General features: G+C 48.6%; 15 protein-coding genes. 11 read left to right on the forward strand and 4 right to left on the reverse strand.

The window, feature by feature from the left end; all coding sequences use genetic code 11:
* Positions 1-23: 23 nt before the first annotated feature.
* The 7 genes from BM058_RS00240 (at position 24) to BM058_RS00270 (ending at position 7,911) form a co-directional block, all read left to right on the forward strand.
* Positions 24-1,037 (forward strand): ABC transporter substrate-binding protein, encoded by a 1,014-nt coding sequence (locus BM058_RS00240; RefSeq protein ID WP_090925034.1) that lies wholly within the window; start codon positions 24-26, stop codon positions 1,035-1,037.
* Between the two features lie 243 nt (positions 1,038-1,280).
* Positions 1,281-2,633: a 5'-deoxyadenosine deaminase gene (locus tag BM058_RS00245; protein WP_090925035.1), complete on the forward strand. Its 1,353-nt coding sequence runs from the start codon at positions 1,281-1,283 to the stop codon at positions 2,631-2,633.
* Positions 2,634-2,636: 3 nt separating this feature from the next.
* Positions 2,637-3,659 (forward strand): XdhC family protein, encoded by a 1,023-nt coding sequence (locus BM058_RS00250; protein WP_090925036.1) that lies wholly within the window; start codon positions 2,637-2,639, stop codon positions 3,657-3,659.
* Complete coding sequence (locus BM058_RS00255) at positions 3,656-4,288, forward strand: NTP transferase domain-containing protein (RefSeq protein WP_090925266.1); 633 nt, start codon at positions 3,656-3,658, stop codon at positions 4,286-4,288. Before BM058_RS00250 ends, BM058_RS00255 begins: the two co-directional genes overlap by 4 nt.
* On the forward strand, positions 4,249-5,160 hold the full coding sequence (locus tag BM058_RS00260) for an FAD binding domain-containing protein (protein ID WP_090925037.1): 912 nt from the start codon (positions 4,249-4,251) through the stop codon (positions 5,158-5,160). Before BM058_RS00255 ends, BM058_RS00260 begins: the two co-directional genes overlap by 40 nt.
* Positions 5,153-7,411, forward strand: coding sequence for a xanthine dehydrogenase subunit D (gene pucD / locus BM058_RS00265; protein ID WP_090925038.1), 2,259 nt, complete (start codon positions 5,153-5,155; stop codon positions 7,409-7,411). The genes BM058_RS00260 and pucD overlap by 8 nt, the downstream gene beginning before the upstream one ends.
* On the forward strand, positions 7,396-7,911 hold the full coding sequence (locus BM058_RS00270) for a (2Fe-2S)-binding protein (protein ID WP_090925039.1): 516 nt from the start codon (positions 7,396-7,398) through the stop codon (positions 7,909-7,911). Before pucD ends, BM058_RS00270 begins: the two co-directional genes overlap by 16 nt.
* A 131-nt stretch (positions 7,912-8,042) precedes the next feature.
* Here BM058_RS00270 and BM058_RS00275 read toward each other — a convergent pair whose 3' ends face one another.
* The 4 genes from BM058_RS00275 to BM058_RS00295 form a co-directional block, all read right to left on the reverse strand.
* Positions 8,043-9,401, reverse strand: a complete 1,359-nt coding sequence (locus BM058_RS00275) for a PTS ascorbate transporter subunit IIC (RefSeq protein ID WP_090925040.1) — start codon at positions 9,399-9,401, stop codon at positions 8,043-8,045.
* A 34-nt stretch (positions 9,402-9,435) separates the two neighbouring features.
* On the reverse strand, positions 9,436-9,702 hold the full coding sequence (locus tag BM058_RS00280; RefSeq protein ID WP_090925041.1) for a PTS sugar transporter subunit IIB: 267 nt from the start codon (positions 9,700-9,702) through the stop codon (positions 9,436-9,438).
* 1 nt (position 9,703) lies between these two features.
* Entirely contained in the window at positions 9,704-11,812 is a 2,109-nt protein-coding gene (locus BM058_RS00285) for a BglG family transcription antiterminator (protein WP_090925042.1), read from the reverse strand.
* Between the two features lie 602 nt (positions 11,813-12,414).
* On the reverse strand, positions 12,415-12,927 hold the full coding sequence (locus BM058_RS00295) for a MogA/MoaB family molybdenum cofactor biosynthesis protein (RefSeq protein WP_090925044.1): 513 nt from the start codon (positions 12,925-12,927) through the stop codon (positions 12,415-12,417).
* A 129-nt stretch (positions 12,928-13,056) separates the two neighbouring features.
* Between BM058_RS00295 and BM058_RS00300 the strand changes: the two genes are divergently transcribed.
* From BM058_RS00300 to BM058_RS00315, 4 genes are all read left to right on the forward strand, one after another.
* The gene (locus tag BM058_RS00300) at positions 13,057-13,755 is read left to right on the forward strand and encodes an AIM24 family protein (protein WP_090925045.1); all 699 of its coding nucleotides are present in this window, start codon (positions 13,057-13,059) and stop codon (positions 13,753-13,755) included.
* Between the two features lie 71 nt (positions 13,756-13,826).
* A complete protein-coding gene (locus tag BM058_RS00305; protein ID WP_177195364.1) occupies positions 13,827-14,573 on the forward strand; it encodes an SDR family oxidoreductase in 747 nt (248 codons plus the stop codon).
* Between the two features lie 313 nt (positions 14,574-14,886).
* A complete protein-coding gene (locus BM058_RS00310; RefSeq protein WP_143082959.1) occupies positions 14,887-15,780 on the forward strand; it encodes a TetR/AcrR family transcriptional regulator in 894 nt (297 codons plus the stop codon).
* Positions 15,761-17,239, forward strand: a complete 1,479-nt coding sequence (locus BM058_RS00315) for an MDR family MFS transporter (protein WP_245736745.1) — start codon at positions 15,761-15,763, stop codon at positions 17,237-17,239. The genes BM058_RS00310 and BM058_RS00315 overlap by 20 nt, the downstream gene beginning before the upstream one ends.
* The last annotated feature ends 161 nt before the right edge of the window (positions 17,240-17,400 follow it).

The following is a 17,400-nucleotide window of genomic DNA, read 5'->3' on the forward strand; positions in this document are numbered from 1 at the left end:
CACAAAAGAAAAGAGGAGTTTATATGGGGAAAAAACAGATAACTTCCAAAATGAGGTGGCTGCCGGCAGGTTTTGTGCTGCTTGTGACACTTGCCGCGTGCGGCGGAGGAGAATCGGAAGAAAGCGGGACAGCAGGTGCTGAATCAGAAGGAACTGAAGAAGCGACACTCGTATTAAACTGGTTCCCAAAAAGTCAGATGGGGGGCTTTTATGCTGCAAAGTCTCAGGGGTACTTTGAAGAAAACGGTCTCAATGTGGAAATTCAGCCGGGGGGACCGGAAGTATCAACGATCCAGATGGTCGCTGCCGGTGATGCGGAATTCGGTCTGGCGCACGCCGACCAGCTGCTGATGGCAAGAAACCAGGGAATGGACCTCGTAGCACTGGGGGCCAGTCTTCAGAATAGTCCGCAGGCATTTATGTATCATGCCGATGCAGGGATGGACGGATTTGAGGACCTGAACGGCCGGAAGGTGTATGTGGAGGCGGGCATTCCATACTGGGAATACCTGAAGAGCCAATATGACCTGAGCGGTGTCGAACAATTAACGTATACCGGGGAGTATACGCAGTTCATGAGTGACCATCAGTCTGTCAGTCAATCGTTTGTGACATCGGAACCTTACTTTATGGAACGGCAGGACGTGGACGTAGAGACCACTCTTATTTCCGAATCTGGGTATGACCCATACAATGTTGTTCTGTTTGTCACACGGGATTATCTGGAGAACAATGAAGCAATGGTGGAAAATTTCATGCAGGCGTACCGCCCGGGCTGGAATTACTATGAAGACAATTACGAAGAAGTTAATGAAGTGATCCATGAAGCAAATGAGAACATTGCACCCGAAGAGTTGAAGTTCGAAAGTGAACAGCAGCATGATTTCGTCTACGGTGGTGCTGCCGAAGAGAACGGAGTTGGACACATGACTACTGAGCGCTGGCAGGAGCTGATTGATCAGTTATATGAACTGGATCTACTGGATGAACAAGTCGAGCCGGAAAAAGTATTTACAACGGAATATTTAACCGAGTAGCCTGAGCTTTTCAAAAGAAGTGTAAATAATCTGACATTATTCATGACAGGTTGCAGGAAGTTATATAGGATAAGACGTAACAAAAGACCGCCGTACTGTTTTTCACCATCAATGTTGGTTGGAATAGAGAGAAGATTGTTTGATTCCGGGCCGTAGAGACTGGAAGGAACCGGAGAGAGGGGGTAGTCATGAAGGGCTATGAACCTTTCTCCGTTTTTTTAACCGGAAAAGGGGAGAAAAAGCATGACAGCCATACTGATACAACAGGCCGAAATTGTCACGATGAATGAAAAAATGGAAATCCGGTACGGAGATATCTGGATCAAAAACGACCGTATCGTAAAAATAGGGGAGCATTTAATAGAGGAAGTGGAGCCGGGGACTAAAATCATTGAAGCCGAAGGCAGAACAGTTCTCCCCGGATTTATTCAGACGCATACCCACTTATGCCAGGCGCTGTTCCGCGGCCAGGCTGATGATATGGAACTGATGGATTGGCTGAAGCAGAGAATATGGCCGCTTGAAGCGGCTCACGACCACGATTCTCTCTATCATTCAGCAAAGCTGGGAATTGGAGAACTGATACAGGGCGGTACAACAACCATCATGGATATGGAAACCGTACACCACACGGATGCTGCTTTTGAGGCGATGGCTGAAACTGGAATCCGTGCACTGTCCGGAAAAGTCATGATGGACGTCGGGGATGAACTCCCTCCAGCTCTTCTGGAACAAACCGATGCTTCCATTGCAGAGAGCATCCGCCTTCTTGAAAGGTGGCACGGGTACGACAATAACCGGATACAGTATGCATTTTGTCCGCGGTTTGTTGTTTCCTGCACGGAAACGTTATTAAAAAACGTCCGGGATCTATCCAAAGATTATGACGTAATGGTGCATACCCACGCTTCTGAAAACCAGGGGGAAGTCACTATTGTAGAGCAGCGGCACGGGATGAGAAATGTGGAGTACCTCGACCATATCGGCCTTGCCAACGAGCGGCTCGTTCTTGCGCACTGCATCTGGCTGAATGATCAGGAAAAAAATATTATCCGGGACAAAGGAGTGAAAATGACCCACTGTCCGGGATCTAATCTTAAACTGGCTTCCGGAGTGGCTGACGTCCACGGTTTAAATGACATGGGAGCATCTATCAGTCTGGGAGCGGATGGAGCACCGTGCAACAACACGATGGATATGTTTCAGGAAATGAAGCTTGCCGCGCTGCTGCCCAAACCTTTTCACGGACCTTCGGCTGTGCCGGCTCTTGATGTGTTGAAGATGGCGACCATTCAAGGAGCAGAAGCACTTGGTCTGCAGCATGAAACAGGCAGTCTGGAAGAAGGGAAAAAGGCCGACATGATTCTTTTGGATCTGCAGCAGTTTCATAGTTATCCTTCTCAGACGGTAGACCCGGTTTCAAGAATCGTTTACTCCGCTTCGGCGGCGGATGTTGATACGACAATCATTGACGGGCGGGTAGTCATGGAAAACCGCATCATGAAAACGATGGATAAGCGCCGTGTGCTGCAGGATGCCGATGAAGCCGTTTCGCGTTTGGTTCACCGTACCGCTCATTTAATGCAGGAGGAATGATGTATGGAAGATATACATGCGGTACTGGAAGTGTTGGAGAACCAAACGGTTCGATCTGTGCTTGCAACCATTGTGCATGTTGAAGGCTCCGCTTACCGAAAAGAAGGAACAACGATGCTCGTGCAGGAGGACGGGATGCAGACCGGGCTGCTCAGCGGGGGGTGTCTCGAAGAAGATATCCATACCCGCTTTGAAGCAGTGTGGACAGGTGGTTCAAGCGTCATCACCTACGACATGAGAGGGTTTGATGACCTTTCCTGGGGCCGGGGAACAGGGTGTGACGGGATCATTCAAGTACTGCTTGAACCAGTGAACAGCAGATTGTACCACGACTTGATGAAAATGAAAGAACACCTGAATGCCGGTAATGCCGTTCTCATGGTGAAACAACTCCCGGCAGATTCCGGTTCTGCTGCGACGCTTTTTGAATGCACAGGGTCCGTATTCGGCAACTGGAACGGGACGGCGCCTGCATGGATTAACGCTGCCCGAAGCGGGATGCAGAACCGGGAAGATGCAGAGGAGGAAGAAGCATTATATGTCCATCTTTTTTCTCCAAAGCCACGGTTGTTTGTATTCGGTGCGGGAGACGACACGTGCCCGCTTGTTCATCTGGCTGCTTTCGCCGGCTTTGATGTAACTGTGGCTGACTGGCGTCCGGCCAAATGCAGCAGGAGACGGTTTCCGGATGCGCGTAACCTCTTCACAGGTTTTCCGGAGGATATGAAACACGAACTTGATATAAAGCGAGGGGACTTTGCCGTGGTCATGACTCATGACTTCAAACGGGATAAGGAACTTCTCGCGTATCTTCGAAAAAGACAGCTTTCCTACCTTGGGGTGCTTGGTTCCCGCAAACGGACGTCTTTGCTGCTGGATCAAAGCGAGGTTCCCGGGGATGTAAAAACTCCGGTCGGATTTTCGATTGCAGCGGAAGGACCTCATGAGATTGCCGTCAGTATAACGGCGGAGTTGATTGAACGTTTTAAGTCCCTTACTTCCGGATCGGAAGGGATGATGGTATGAAAGAAGAACACGTCACCGGCATTCTTCTTGCGGCCGGCAGCAGCAGACGCATGGGTCAGCATAAACTGGCGCTCCCTCTGGGAACTTCCACGGTCGGAAGCATGAGCCTGAGGGCAGCCACGCGTTCTTCCCTGCAGCAGACCCTTGTCGTTACCAAGACACTTGATCCGCTGGAGTGGCTCCTCCCTGAACGCCTGGAAGAACAGAAAAGGTGGGAAACAATCCGAAGCCGTTTTGCAGAGCGGGGGCAGTCTTATTCGCTTCGAAGCGGGGTGCAGGCCGCAGAAGACCGAAAAGCAGAAGCGGTAATGGTACTGCTCGGCGATCAGCCTCTCTTTCCTTCAGCTTGGATCGATGAATTAATCCATCAGCATATCAGGAGCCAGCCGGATTTTACCGCTTCATCCATTGGAGGGAAAATACGTCCGCCGGTCATTTTCTCACGGAGACTTTTTTCCTCATTAAAGCAGATACGCGGGGATAAAGGTGCTCGTCAGCTTCTCAAGTCTCTTCCTTCCGGCGCAGGGATTACTGTTTCGTTTCGGGACGAAAAAGCTTTTTATGACGTGGACACAAAGGAGGAATATGAATGGCTGTTGAACGATATGCCGGTTCCGTTTCTCACGTAGACACACCGCTCATCCGTTTTCCGCGGACGCTTGAAGAAGCTTGGGAAAAAAAGCAGGAAAACGGTGCAGATGCTTCCTACATCGCCGGAGGAACGGTCATACAAATGCAGCGCGGACAGGGATACCCGTGCTCTCCAGTGTTGATCAGTCTTGAAACGATTGAGGGGTTAAAAGGGATTACCATCCATGGAGATTATCTTGAAATCGGACCGTTGACGACGCTTGAAGCATGCCGCCGGAGTCCGCTGCTGCAGCAGCATGCACCCTGCTTGGTAGAGGCATTGATCTCTGTTGCCGCTCCGGGGGTGAGAAACCGGGGTACGATTGGCGGAAATATTATGTATGGAAAAGGGGATACGCTTCCTGCGCTGCTCGTACTAGATGCCTCTGTTTCCTTTTTTGACAACAGCGGATTTCAATCGCTCCCGCTTCTTTCGTTTGTAAACAAAGGAGAAACCAGTCCGGACCTGTTGAGCGGTATAAAGATCCCCCTTCCAACAGATACAGAACGCACCATTTCCTTCTTTAAAAAAACCGGCCGCCGGGAAGCTTTCTCGTTGTCTGTAATCAATGCAGCGTGCCGTCTCGTATTGGATGAGGAAAAGAAGGTGGAGGAGGTACGACTGGCCGCAGGGGGAGCAAATGTGCCGCCGCAGTGTTTGACGGAGGCAGAGAACACCCTGAGGGGAGAAATGTTGTCCACGAAGACGCTTAGGAACCTGCATGAGACATTGTCCGCGTCCTTTCATCCTTCCGGGGATTCATATTGTTCAGGACGTTATAAACAAAAAGCCGCAGCACACCTGATTCTATCTCATCTCTACGAAAATATGGAACAAAGCCCGATGGAAAGGAGGGGGGAAGATGCATGACACCAAAACACCTGAAATAAAGCCAGGCAAGCGGACGCGCCCCGATGGTAAACCGAAAATCACAGGCCGTCTGAAATATTTAACGGATCTGCACGTGAATGGCATGCTGTATGGCAAAGTGAAACGAAGTGAATACCCGCATGCCCGCATCACCGGTATTTTCACTGAAAAGGCGGAAGCCCTTCCAGGGGTAAAGGCGGTCATAACGCATAAGGATGTGCCGGCACTCAATGCTTTTGGCATTGTGCTGCCGGACCAGCCGGTACTGTGTAGTGACACCGTCCGATATACCGGGGACGCCGTAGCCGCAGTTGCTGCAGATACAATCGAAGAAGCGGAGGCAGCTCTTGCATTCATTGAGGTGACTTATGAACCTCTCCCTGTTATGGATGCACCATCCAAAAGTCTGGATGAAGACGCGCCTCTTCTCCATGCCGGGGGCAATATTCTTCATCATAATCAATACAGCCAAGGGTGTGTCGACAGCGGATTCGATCAATGCAGCGCTGTCGTGGAAGAGACGTACGATGTTCCCCGTCAGATGCATACCTATATGGAAACCGAGGGAGGCGTGGTTGTTCCGGAAGAGGACGGAGGAATTTCGGTTTATATGGGCACGCAGCACGGCTTTAAGGACCGTTTTCAGCTCTCTCGTATTCTTGGATTGGAGGAGGAACGCATCCGGGTTGTATCAAGTCCGATGGGCGGCTCGTTCGGCGGGAAAGACGAGTTGAATGTTCAGCCGTATGCCGCACTCCTTGCCATGAAAAGCGGGTACCCTGTCCACATTCACCAAACGAGGGCAGAGTCGGTTCAATCCGGTATCAAACGCCATCCCATGAAAATCAGGATGAAGACTGGAGCGGACAGCCAGGGGAAGCTGATGGCCCATGAGGTGGAAATAACCGCCGATACAGGAGCCTACGCCACCCTTGGACCGGCGATTCTTGATTTTGCAGTCGAACACGCTTCCGGCCCTTACCGGATACCGGCTGTTGATGTTCAGGGGTTGTCGGTATTTACCAATAACGGTGTTGCCGGTGAATTCAGGGGTTTTGGGGGGAATCAGGTTACATTCGCCCTTGAAGGGCAGATGGACCGACTTGCTGAAAAGCTGCATCTATCTCCGGCTGCATTCCGGCACAGCAATCTCCGCAGCACACACGACCCGGGTCCTCTCGGTCAGACGATTGCCCCGACAGACGGAGCGGTTGACGTTTTGAAAACACTTGAAGAAAAACCCCTTTCCGTTTCCGTCCCAAAACCTTGGAAAAAGACCGGCACGGGGATCGCTGTCACGATGCATGGGGGCGGGCTTGGCTCGGGACGTCTTGATCCATCCGGAGGCCGTCTCTTGTTTGCAAAGGATGGAAAAATAGAAATCTCTTTCGGCTTTGAAGAATTCGGGCAGGGGATTCTCGGGGTCATTGAAACGGTTGTATGTGAAGCGCTCGGCTGCGGAGAGGAGGATATAAGAATACGGATTGGAGACACAACGAAAGTGCCTCCTACAGGATCGACGACGGCTTCGCGCGGAACGAGTATGGTATGGCAGGCCGTGCAGCGGATGAAAGGAGATTTTCGACAAAGCGTTTTGGAAAAGGCATCGAAGGTCACAGGGGCAGAGGAACAGCATCTTGTTTTAGGAGAAGGAGGCATTTTTTCCGGAACCACCAAGGTCGTATCGTATGAAGACCTGGCCGGTTATCTGGAAGAAGAGCTGGAAACGACGACGTTTTTTGATTTTCCGGTTACACCGGATGATGTGGATGGCAGTCATTATCTATACACGTTTGCCGCGGTACGGGCGGAGGTGGAAGTGGACATCCGGACCGGACAGGTATCTCTTCGTGGGTTAAACCAGGCTGTAGCTGCCGGACCGGTCGTGAACGAACTCGGTTATAAGGGACAGATCGAAGGCGGGGGCGTGATGGCAGCCGGCTATGCCCTGATGGAAGAGGCAGAAATGAAGGAAGGCCGGTACGTGAATGAAAATCTGGACACGTATATGATTCCGGGAATATCCGATGTTCCTTTTGACTTGGGGGTTTATCCGGTAGAGACGTTACATGAAAGTGATGAGCACGGACCTAGAGGGGTCGGAGAGATCGGTACGGTTGCTGTTGCGCCGGCCATAGCGAAAGCTGTGCACGACGCTGTTGGTTTATGGGTCGACCGTCTGCCCATCCATCCGGAGCGTGTGCTGGACCATATTACAAAGAGGGGGCTGCACCCATGGATGGAAACGTAAGTACCCGGCAGAACAAAGAGCATACGATTCTATCTGTTACGATGAACGGCCGTCCGGTCCAGGTAACGACCGCTCCATCCACCCGGCTGGTCGATATGCTCCGGGATACACTGGATCTGACGGGTACAAAACAATCATGCGGTATCGGCCGCTGCGGCGCTTGTGCTGTATGGTTGGATGATGAACTGGTCCCTTCCTGTCTTGTCATGGCTTATCAGACAGAAGGACGAAAGATTACCACGATAGAAGGAATCACCGAAGAAGAACAATTAACTCCGGTACAGCAGGCTTTTCTGGAGGAGGGTGGTTTTCAGTGCGGCTACTGCACCCCCGGCATGGTTATGGCTGTTGAGGCACTGTTGAAGAATCATCCTTATCCTGCCGATGATGAGATAGCGGAAGGGTTATCCGGTAACCTCTGCCGCTGCACGGGATATACGGGAATTGTGCGGGCTGTCCGTCGTGCGGCGGAGGTGAAAAACGGAGAAGACATTTGGTGAAGAAAGGATATGTTTTCTGTTTTCAGCGGACGCACCTGCAGAGCCCGCCGCATGTATCATGTCATAAAACACCATACAAAAAACGCTTCCGACTATCATAAATAATAATCGGAAGCGCTTTGTACCTGTATTTACGATGCACTGGTTTCGTGCTTCTTGTAAGATCTCCAGCCGATGGCAAAGCAGAGGGCAAGAAGCAGTAAGATAATAACAGCAAATAAAAGGTTTGATGACACAATATTGCTTATATTTCCAAGAATCAGACCTACAACTCCGAAATCGGCATCTCCAAACGTCGTGCTTTCAAATCCAAGTGTTCCAAGAACAGGAAGTAAAAGAGCCGGTAGAAAGCTGATCATGACACCGTTGGCTGCTGCACCGACAATGGCTCCGACTCGTCCGCCTGTGGCATTTCCAAACACTCCGGCGGCTGCTCCGGTAAAGAAGTGCGGAACCAATCCGGGTACAATCACTGCGAGACTGAATACCGGCAGCAGAAACATGCTGATTAAACCAGCCAGAAAACTTACCATAAAGCCAAGAATAACTGCATTATTGGCAAACGGGAATACGGTCGGAGCATCCAGAGCCGGCTTGGCATTAGGTACTACTTTATCTGCAATACCTTTGAAGGCAGGTACGATTTCACCAAGAATCATACGTACACCGGCAAGGATGATGTAGACACCAGCGGCAAATGTCAGCCCCTGCATAAAGGAAAACACGAGAAAGTTTTGTCCGCCGCTCAATTCACTTTCAATAAATGCACTTCCGGCAAAACCGCCGACAACGAGGAACAAAATAACCATCGTCAGCGAAACGGCAACCGAGGTGTCCCGAAGGAACCCTAGTGATTTTGGAACGTTGATTTCTTCGGTTGATTTAGACTTGTTTCCAATTCTTCTGCCGATGAAACCAGCCACAAAATAGCCGGCAGATCCGAAATGGCCGACAGCGAAATCATCCGATTGAGTGATTTCTCTTGTGTAGGGCTGCAATAGAGCCGGGAACAATACCATCAGCGAGCCGAGAATGACGGCACCCAGAATAATCATAGGTATGCTGGACATGCCGGCTGTTGTCAGGATAACGGCAATTAAACAAGCCATAAACATAATATGATGCCCGGTCAAAAAGATAAATTTAAAAGGTGTTACTCGTGCCAGAATAATATTGGTAATCATACCGAACAGCATAATCATTGCTGTTTCCGTGCCGAATGTGTCCTGGGCGACAGCGACAATCGCTTCATTATTCGGAATGACTCCGTCTACGTTGAACGCATGATTGAACATACTGCTGAACTGACCCAGTGAACCTTGAATAACCGAGGCGCCGGCCCCTAAAATGACAAAACCAAGAACTGTTTTCAGCGTTCCGGAAATGACATCCGAAAACATTTTCCTCTGAATAAGAAGACCAATAAGAGCGAACAGACCGACCAGAATCTCGGGTGTTCCCAGGATGTCGTTCATTAATAAATCAATCATCTATAATCCCCCTTTTTCTCCTTAATGGTAGAACTTATAACCTTTCTTCGAGTACTCCGCGTAATTCTTCTTTGTCGAGCAGATTGTTCAGAAGTGCAATGTTGCGGCTTCCGTCATCAATGGTACCCAGAATATCTTCTGAACCGATGAAGAGGTCGGCCTGCTCTGTTTTGGCTGTGGTTAAATCCGTGTGGGAGACATCGGCTTCTACATTCATATCTTTTAGTATACTGTTTACATTCATTTCCACCATCATCGAACTTCCCAGTCCATTTCCGCATACAACTAAAATCTTTTTCATATTATTCTCCTCCTTGTAATGAATAATGGGTGACGAGCTTCAGAATATCCTCTGCTTTTTCTGCCTGCAGAAGCTGTTTAGTATTACCGGGATTGGAGAGCATTTCCGTCAGCTGTGCCAAAGCCTGTAAATGGGTTTCATTGTCGACAGCTGCAAGCACAATCACAAGGCTTGCTTTGTGTTTATCCTGATCGGAAAAGGAAACCGGTTTTTTTAAATGGAGCAGACTCATGCCAAGTTTATCCACCCCCTCTTCAGGTCTGGCGTGAGGCAGTGCGATATGAGGGGCTATGACAACATATGGACCGTTTTCCCGGATGTTATCAATCATAGCTTCAACGTAGGTCTCCTGGATATTCTCCAGCTGCAAAAGCGGGGCCGAAGCAGTACGGACGGCGTGTTCCCAGTCTGTCACCTCCTGTTCAAACTGAATTGTCTCTTTGGTTAATAATTCATCCAGCATAGGTTTGTACGTCTCCTTCTTGAACGAATGTTGACTTGATAAAAAGGTCTCAAGTTTCTCCTGAAGCGTTTCTTTATCGTAAATCTCGGTATGGTGATTGATGATGTTCATGAGACCCTCAATATTGTGGAATCCTGCAGCATCCGGCTTCAGCAGCCTGCGAGTCCTGTATACAACCGATTCTCTGTCCGCGTCATTCAAAATCGTAGGCAGATAGATGATCGGTGTCTGTTTTTGTTTAATAAAAGAGGTCGAAAAAATAATGTCGGCTTCCACCGGCTGATTATTGTACTCTCTGATGGAAAGCGTATTTGTGATCATAATCTCCGGAAGAAGAGATTCCACCTGTGCTCTTACCATTCCGGAAGCCGCGATACCATTTTCGCACACGACCACTCCGCGGTATTTTTTTACACTTGTCTGATTTTCCCGGCGCAGCCAGCCGCCGAAGTGCATGGCAATATAGGCTGTTTCCTCTTTGGGAATGGTTTTTCCAATAAATGATTCCAAATGAGACAGGGAACGTTTCGTTAGATCATAGATGTCCGGATAATGAGTCTGAATATCCTGATAGTATTGGTTGTTTAATGAAAGTCCGTATTTCAACCGGTAATACGTGGGTTTTAGATGTACAAACAAATTATCTTCAAGCTGTTTTCTTTCTTCGAAGATAATGCAGGCTGTCACCTGGAAATCATCAACGATTTTTTTAATCACCATCCGGAGCTGTTCCATTGCCTTCATATTTGAGCCGGTTCTCGGATCGTAATGAACCCTGGATCCAAGGATTTGAATGGTCAAGAGATAGATTTCCTGTTCAGGAAGCGGATGGAACCCTTTCCCGCGGAGGCGGTCATTTAACTCCCGGGCAGCTTCAAATGCACGAGTACTTTCGAGAATCTTTTTTTCTTCTTTATCAACAGCCAGGGAAAGGTCATGGGATTTTCTCTGAACGGCGATCATGATCTGCAGAACAAGAAGCTGGAACATATCCTCTGTAAAGGAAACGTTCAGCACACCTTCCAACGCCGCGATTTCATCCTGAATCATCGAAAAAAGATTTGTTTCCGCAGTAGGTGCGGCAGGGTGGAGCATGCTGTTTAATTTCTGTTTCATATGATCGTTGTTATTGTCTGTGAGCAGAGAGGTTATCGTATCACTGATCACTTGCCTTTTATCTTTTTCCTGTCCCTGCACGATATAACCCGAATTTTCATGAATAAGAACCAAACCGCTTGTTTCCATGTCCTTGTTTATCTGCTGAATGTCGCGGAAGATCGTGCCCCGGCTGACCTGGACATTGTCCTTTAATTCCTGTACGGAGGACGGCTTATTCTGCGTTAATAACGTCAACGTTGTGAGTTTGATACGTTCTTCAGGTGAAAAGCGGTAATCCCATTCATCCTGCAGGGTCAGTTTTTCAGGGAGGGCCTCTACCGTTTCTTTTGTCAGAAAAAATCCTTTGCCGTAAGGTTTTTGAATGGGGTCCAGATGCTCCTGTTCAAGCCATCCGTTGATTTGATCCATGTCGTAATAAATCGTCCGCTGGGAGACTCCGAGCTGTTTTTTAAGCTGTTCCATTCCTATGCTGCCGTTTTGTTGATAAAGATAATGAAGCAGGGACATCCTTCGTTTATCGAGAACCATCACCGTTCCTCCTTTTTGCAAGATTCGATTTTGCAATGTGGAACTTTTTCGCTGGCTGTATGCTAATAATATACCGATTCAAGCTCTAATGTAAGGGGTTTCGACGTTCAATATTTGTACGATTGCAATTTGCAAAATAAAACCACGGATACTTTGGAAAGGGTGTACAGTAGACAGCCTGCAGGAAGGGGCAGCGGGAATGGGAAGGGAATCGGAATAGTTAAAAACTCCGGTTATATGTATTATGATGGGGAGAAGACGAAAAAAGGAGAAGATACGATGTTGTTTAGAAAAACATGCGGAATCTGCAAAAAGAAAATCCGTGGATATAAGCCGCGTCAGTACATTGCTCCTTCGAGCGGGAAAAAGGTTCCGGTTTGCAAAATGTGCATGGAATATGCGGAACGACGGGCCTGGCCAAAAGCGTAAGATCAACTGGTGATGATAGGGAAGAGTGTCGAACAAAGAGATACCTTCCTTTTTAATATGTCCCCTGTTTCCTGGTTTTAGACAGAAGAAGATGCGGTATAACGGAAACTGTCTGTAACGCTTTCGGATACGGATCCTTATGCTTCCAGTATGTCCGTATCCGATCAGCAGACTCAGAGGTCTTTCTGGATTTCCCGGATAACATGTCCGAGTTCCGGCAGGATTAACCGGTTCAGCGCCAGCTTGACAGCCCCGGAGGAACCCGGCATGGAGAAAATGGCGGTGTCTTGAAAAACACCTGCTGCAGCCCGGGATAGTATAGCTGATGTTCCGATATCTTCAACAAAACTTAAATACCGGAACAGCTCCCCGAACCCCGGCATTTCTTTATCCAGGACTGCATGAACGGCTTCATAAGTGGTGTCTCGTTTTGCCATTCCTGTTCCTCCATTAAGAAGAACAGCATCCACCGTCGCATCGGTGCCGGCTTTGTGGAGAAGAGATTGGATGCGGTTGTAATCATCCTTGATAATTCGGTAATCTGTTACGAGGTGTCCTTGTGCTTCCAGTCGTTCCTGTATAAACTTCCCGCTCTTGTCCTGTGCTGCTTTCCTTGTGTCCGAGATGGTGATGACCATGCATCGTACCTGACTTGGTGCTTCCTGTTTATGCTCGCCCGCCGCCATGTCTTTATCTCCTTTCCTCAGCTTTAAGGTTTATTATAACATCCCCGGTGGAAAATAAATGAGGTGAAACAGGTTTTCGGAATTTTACGTATACAGGGTGAAAACATAGGCTGAAAGGAGTTTGGGAAGATGAGCAAATATTCCATCCAGGAATTAATTCAGCAGACGAAGCAGGATGACAGTGAAAGAGGTTTTTTTGAACTGGAGACGCCGAGAATTCTTGAAGTCAATCTAAACGGTGATGTATGGGCAAAAACAGGATCCATGGTGTCTTATACAGGGGACATCAAATTCGAACGGGAAGGCATAATGGAACACGGGCTCGGCAAATTTTTTAAACAGGCTTTTTCCGGGGAAGACACATCGCTGATGAGTGCCAATGGGACGGGAAGGCTGTATCTTGCCGAGCAGGGCAAAAAGGTGACCATTATTAATCTGCAGAATGAATCTCTGACCGTGAACGGCAACGATTTACTTGCTTTTGACAAAAATCTGGATTGGGATATTAACATGATGAAAAAAGTAGCCGGTATGATGGCAGGCGGCATTTTTAATGTGTCGCTGGAAGGGACGGGCCCTGCAGCTATCACGTCTCACTATGAACCGCTGACCCTGCTTGTCCGCCCGGAAGAGCCGGTCATCACCGATCCGAATGCTACAGTAGCATGGTCGGGGCATCTTGAACCGGAATTCCGCACCGATATCAACGTTAAAACGTTTTTCGGCCGGGGGAGCGGTGAATCCGTACAGATGGAATTTAAAGGAGAAGGTTTTGTCATCATCCAACCGTATGAAGAAGTCTACTATTCGTCTTCTAACAATAGCTGAAACGTTTCTTTTTGGATAAGGTACGCTTTTTACTATAATGAAAGAGAAACACATAAAAAGGAGGAAATGTTTTGTCTAACCTAAAAGATAAAGTTGTCCTTATGACCGGAGCCTCGAGTGGTATCGGAGAGGGCACTGCCAAAGAGCTTTCTGATAACGGGGCTAAGCTTGTTCTTGCCGCCCGCCGGGAAGAACGTCTTCAGGAGTTAACAGATGAGATTAACAAAAACGGAGGAGACGCTGTCTATAAAGTGACGGACGTGACGTCCCGTGAGCAGCTCCAGGAACTGGCGCAGAAGGCACTGGACCATTATGGACGGATTGATGTTCTCGTCAATAACGCCGGGCTGATGCCGCTTTCCTTTATGGACAAGCTGAAAGTCGATGAATGGGACAAGATGGTAGACGTCAACATAAAAGGCGTTCTATACGGCGTCGCAGCTGTACTGCCGACAATGCGTGAACAAAAGGCAGGACATATCATCAACATTTCTTCCGTTGCCGGACACACTGTAGGTCCGGGCATGAGTGTTTACAGCGGTACAAAACATGCGGTGCGTACGATTACAGAAGGACTCCGCCAGGAAGAAGCACTGGCAGAGAGTAATATTCGTACAACCATTATCTCGCCGGGAGCCGTGGCAACCGAACTTCCGGAAACCATTACCGATGATGATGTGCTGAAAGGGTTGGAAAACAGCAGCATGACCCCGATTCAGCCAAAAGACATCGCAAGTACCATCCGGTATGCGATCGAACAGCCCGAAGAAGTAGCGATCAACGAAATTCTGGTACGTCCAACGGCCCAGCAGGGTTAAATAGAAGAAAAAAAGCTGTCCAACCGGGCAGCTTTTTTTTTAGAAGAGAGAGGGAGCGATGAATAATGGAGGGGTACCGCTGAAAAAAGCAGGAAACTTTCTTCATCTGTCGACTTCTGATAAGGTGAAACGCATGCTCATCCGTGCTTCATCCAGTTTTTCGGGACATACGAAAGGCCGGCTGTACAGGCTTCGCTCCTTATAAAGAAATCTTTATGCGCATTCGTTGACGAAAGGGAAAAACGGGTTTAAGATGTACGTTGTGACTCAATAATTACTTTTTGTGACTGATTGGTCAGGAGGAGGGAGAGTGGTGAGTGAAAAACAGCAGGAAATCATGGACACGGCGATTGAGTTGTTTTCCGAAAAAGGATATTATTTCACCTCGATTCAAGAGATCACAGAAGCCTGCGGGATATCCAAAGGGGCGTTTTACAGGCATTTTGCTTCCAAAGAGGGGATGATGCTCGCCTTACTCGAAAGCCACCAGAACACTCTTCTTCGTGAAGCGGAATGGTACAGTTCCGGCAAGGATCTCTCTGCTCACGAACAGCTCATATCAAAAATTCGTCTGGAGCTTGAAAAATCGGTGGAATACCGATCTTTTTTTCGGATTCTGTTCACCGAGTTTATGCCGACAGAAAACAGTGAAGTCAACAAGAAAATTAAAGAGTTTCAGACGGTGCTGCGCAGCTGGCACCAGCAATCTCTGGAAGATGCATTCGGAAGTGATATCGCACCTTTTCTTCAGGATGTAACCGCCGTGATGGAAGGTGTCCTGAAAGAATACGTCATGCTGCTGATGTGGTACAGTCAGCCGGTACCGTTATGGAAAGTGGCTGCTTTTATCTTTGAGACCGTGCATGCTTTAGTGCGGCAGTTACCACAGCTCGAACCTGTCCTTCCAGCTGGAATAGAAGACACGCTGGAAGCTGTCTCCGGCCGGGCCGGGATGAAAAAGGAGATGCAGCTTCTGCTGACGGAAGTGAGCAGCCGTTATGCCAAAGAGGATATTCATCAGGATAAGCAGACGATGGAGCTTGTGCTTGAAGAGCTGGAACACGACCATCCGCGTGTGTTTTTGATTGAAGCTCTGCTGGAAGCTCTGCAGCAGAGATCTTATGTATCAAGAAGAATAGAAGATATTATTCGTATCTGGAAAGAATGGAAAGGAGATGTATTGAATCATGAGTTCCCTAATGAATGATTCCTGGAATTTACCGCCTCTGAAAAAGTGGCTGATGATCGTATCCCTGATGGCTGGGGCGTTTATGGGTATTATTAACGAAACGCTTCTTGCCACAGCGCTTCCGACGATAATGGATGTATTTTCCCTGGAGGAGAGCACCGTACAGTGGCTGACAACAGTCTTTCTGTTGACAAATGGTATAATGATTCCGATATCCGCGTTCTTGATTGAACGCTTTACAACAAGAGGACTGTTTTTAACAGCTATTGGTTTATTTGGTCTGGGCACATTGATTGCGGCCATCGCACCGGCTTTCTCTGTGCTTGTGTTGGCACGGGTTGTGCAGGCCGCAGGATCCGGTATCATGCTTCCGCTTATGATGACGGTGCTGCTCGCAGTTGTGCCGCTGGAACGACGGGGACTTGCCATGGGTCTTGCCGGTGTTGTCATTTCGTTTGCTCCGGCCATCGGCCCAACGCTGTCAGGCTTCCTGCTGGAACATTTTGAATGGAGAGCGATGTTCTATACGGTACTGCCTATCGTTGCCGTCACGATCACCCTGGCGTACTTCTGTGTGCAGAACGTGACGGAATTGACAAAACCGAAGATCGATGTTCTGTCTATTATTTTGTCTTCCTTTGGTTTTGGAGGAATTCTGTATGGTTTCAGTAAAATCGCTGAAGGAGGAGAAGGTGGGACGACCGTCATACTGAGTATTCTGGCAGGCCTTGTCATTTTATTTTTCTTTATCCGCCGTCAGCTTCGTATGAACGTTCCGATGCTGGAATTCCGGTTGTTCCAGTTCCCTATCTTTTCGATATCCATTGTCATTACAATGGCTGCGCTGATTTCCATGATAGGGGCTGAAACCCTGCTGCCGCTGTATATGCAGAACGTTCTCAACTTCTCACCGCTGGAGTCCGGCCTAATGCTTCTCCCGGGGGCCATTGTCATTGGTATCATGTCGCCGATTACCGGACACCTCTTTGACAAATTCGGGGCGAAATGGCTGGCGGTCACCGGCTTGACGATTGTGACGATCACGACGTTTCTGTTTACCAATATTACGCTGGATACATCGTTTGCATACCTGGCTGCCATCTATGCCATCCGCATGTTTGGTCTTTCGTTTGCCATGATGCCGGTTGTAACATCTGCGTTGAACCAGCTTCCGCAAAAATGGTATTCGCATGGTTCAGCGATGATGAATACGATGCAGCAGATTTCTGCTTCCATTGGAACCGCCATGCTTGTCACCATGATGGGTATCGGTACAGCACGCTCCGGCGCTGGAGCAGAAGCCGAAGCAGGTTCCCAGATGATGAGACTGGCACAGTTGAACGGTTATCAGTGGGCCTTCATGGGAAGCACGATTTTGGCTTTCGTTGCGCTCGTGCTCTCCTTCTGGCTTCGTTCTAGAAAAGACGAAAAAGCTGCCAACTACGCAGGTACAGAACAACAGGCAGCTTCGAGCTGAGCGATGGAATGAAAATCTGACTCCAGACGGCTTCGGACTGGATAAGAAAAGAGTCTGGGACAAAAACTGTATAAGATAGAAAAATGCCGAACGATTTTAAAAAATCGTTCGGCATTTTTCGTTGCTGAGACAAACCGCTGCGCCAAAATGCTTCGCTTTTA

Source organism: Salibacterium qingdaonense, assembly GCF_900114715.1.
Classification (GTDB): Bacteria; Bacillota; Bacilli; order Bacillales; family Marinococcaceae; genus Salibacterium; species Salibacterium qingdaonense.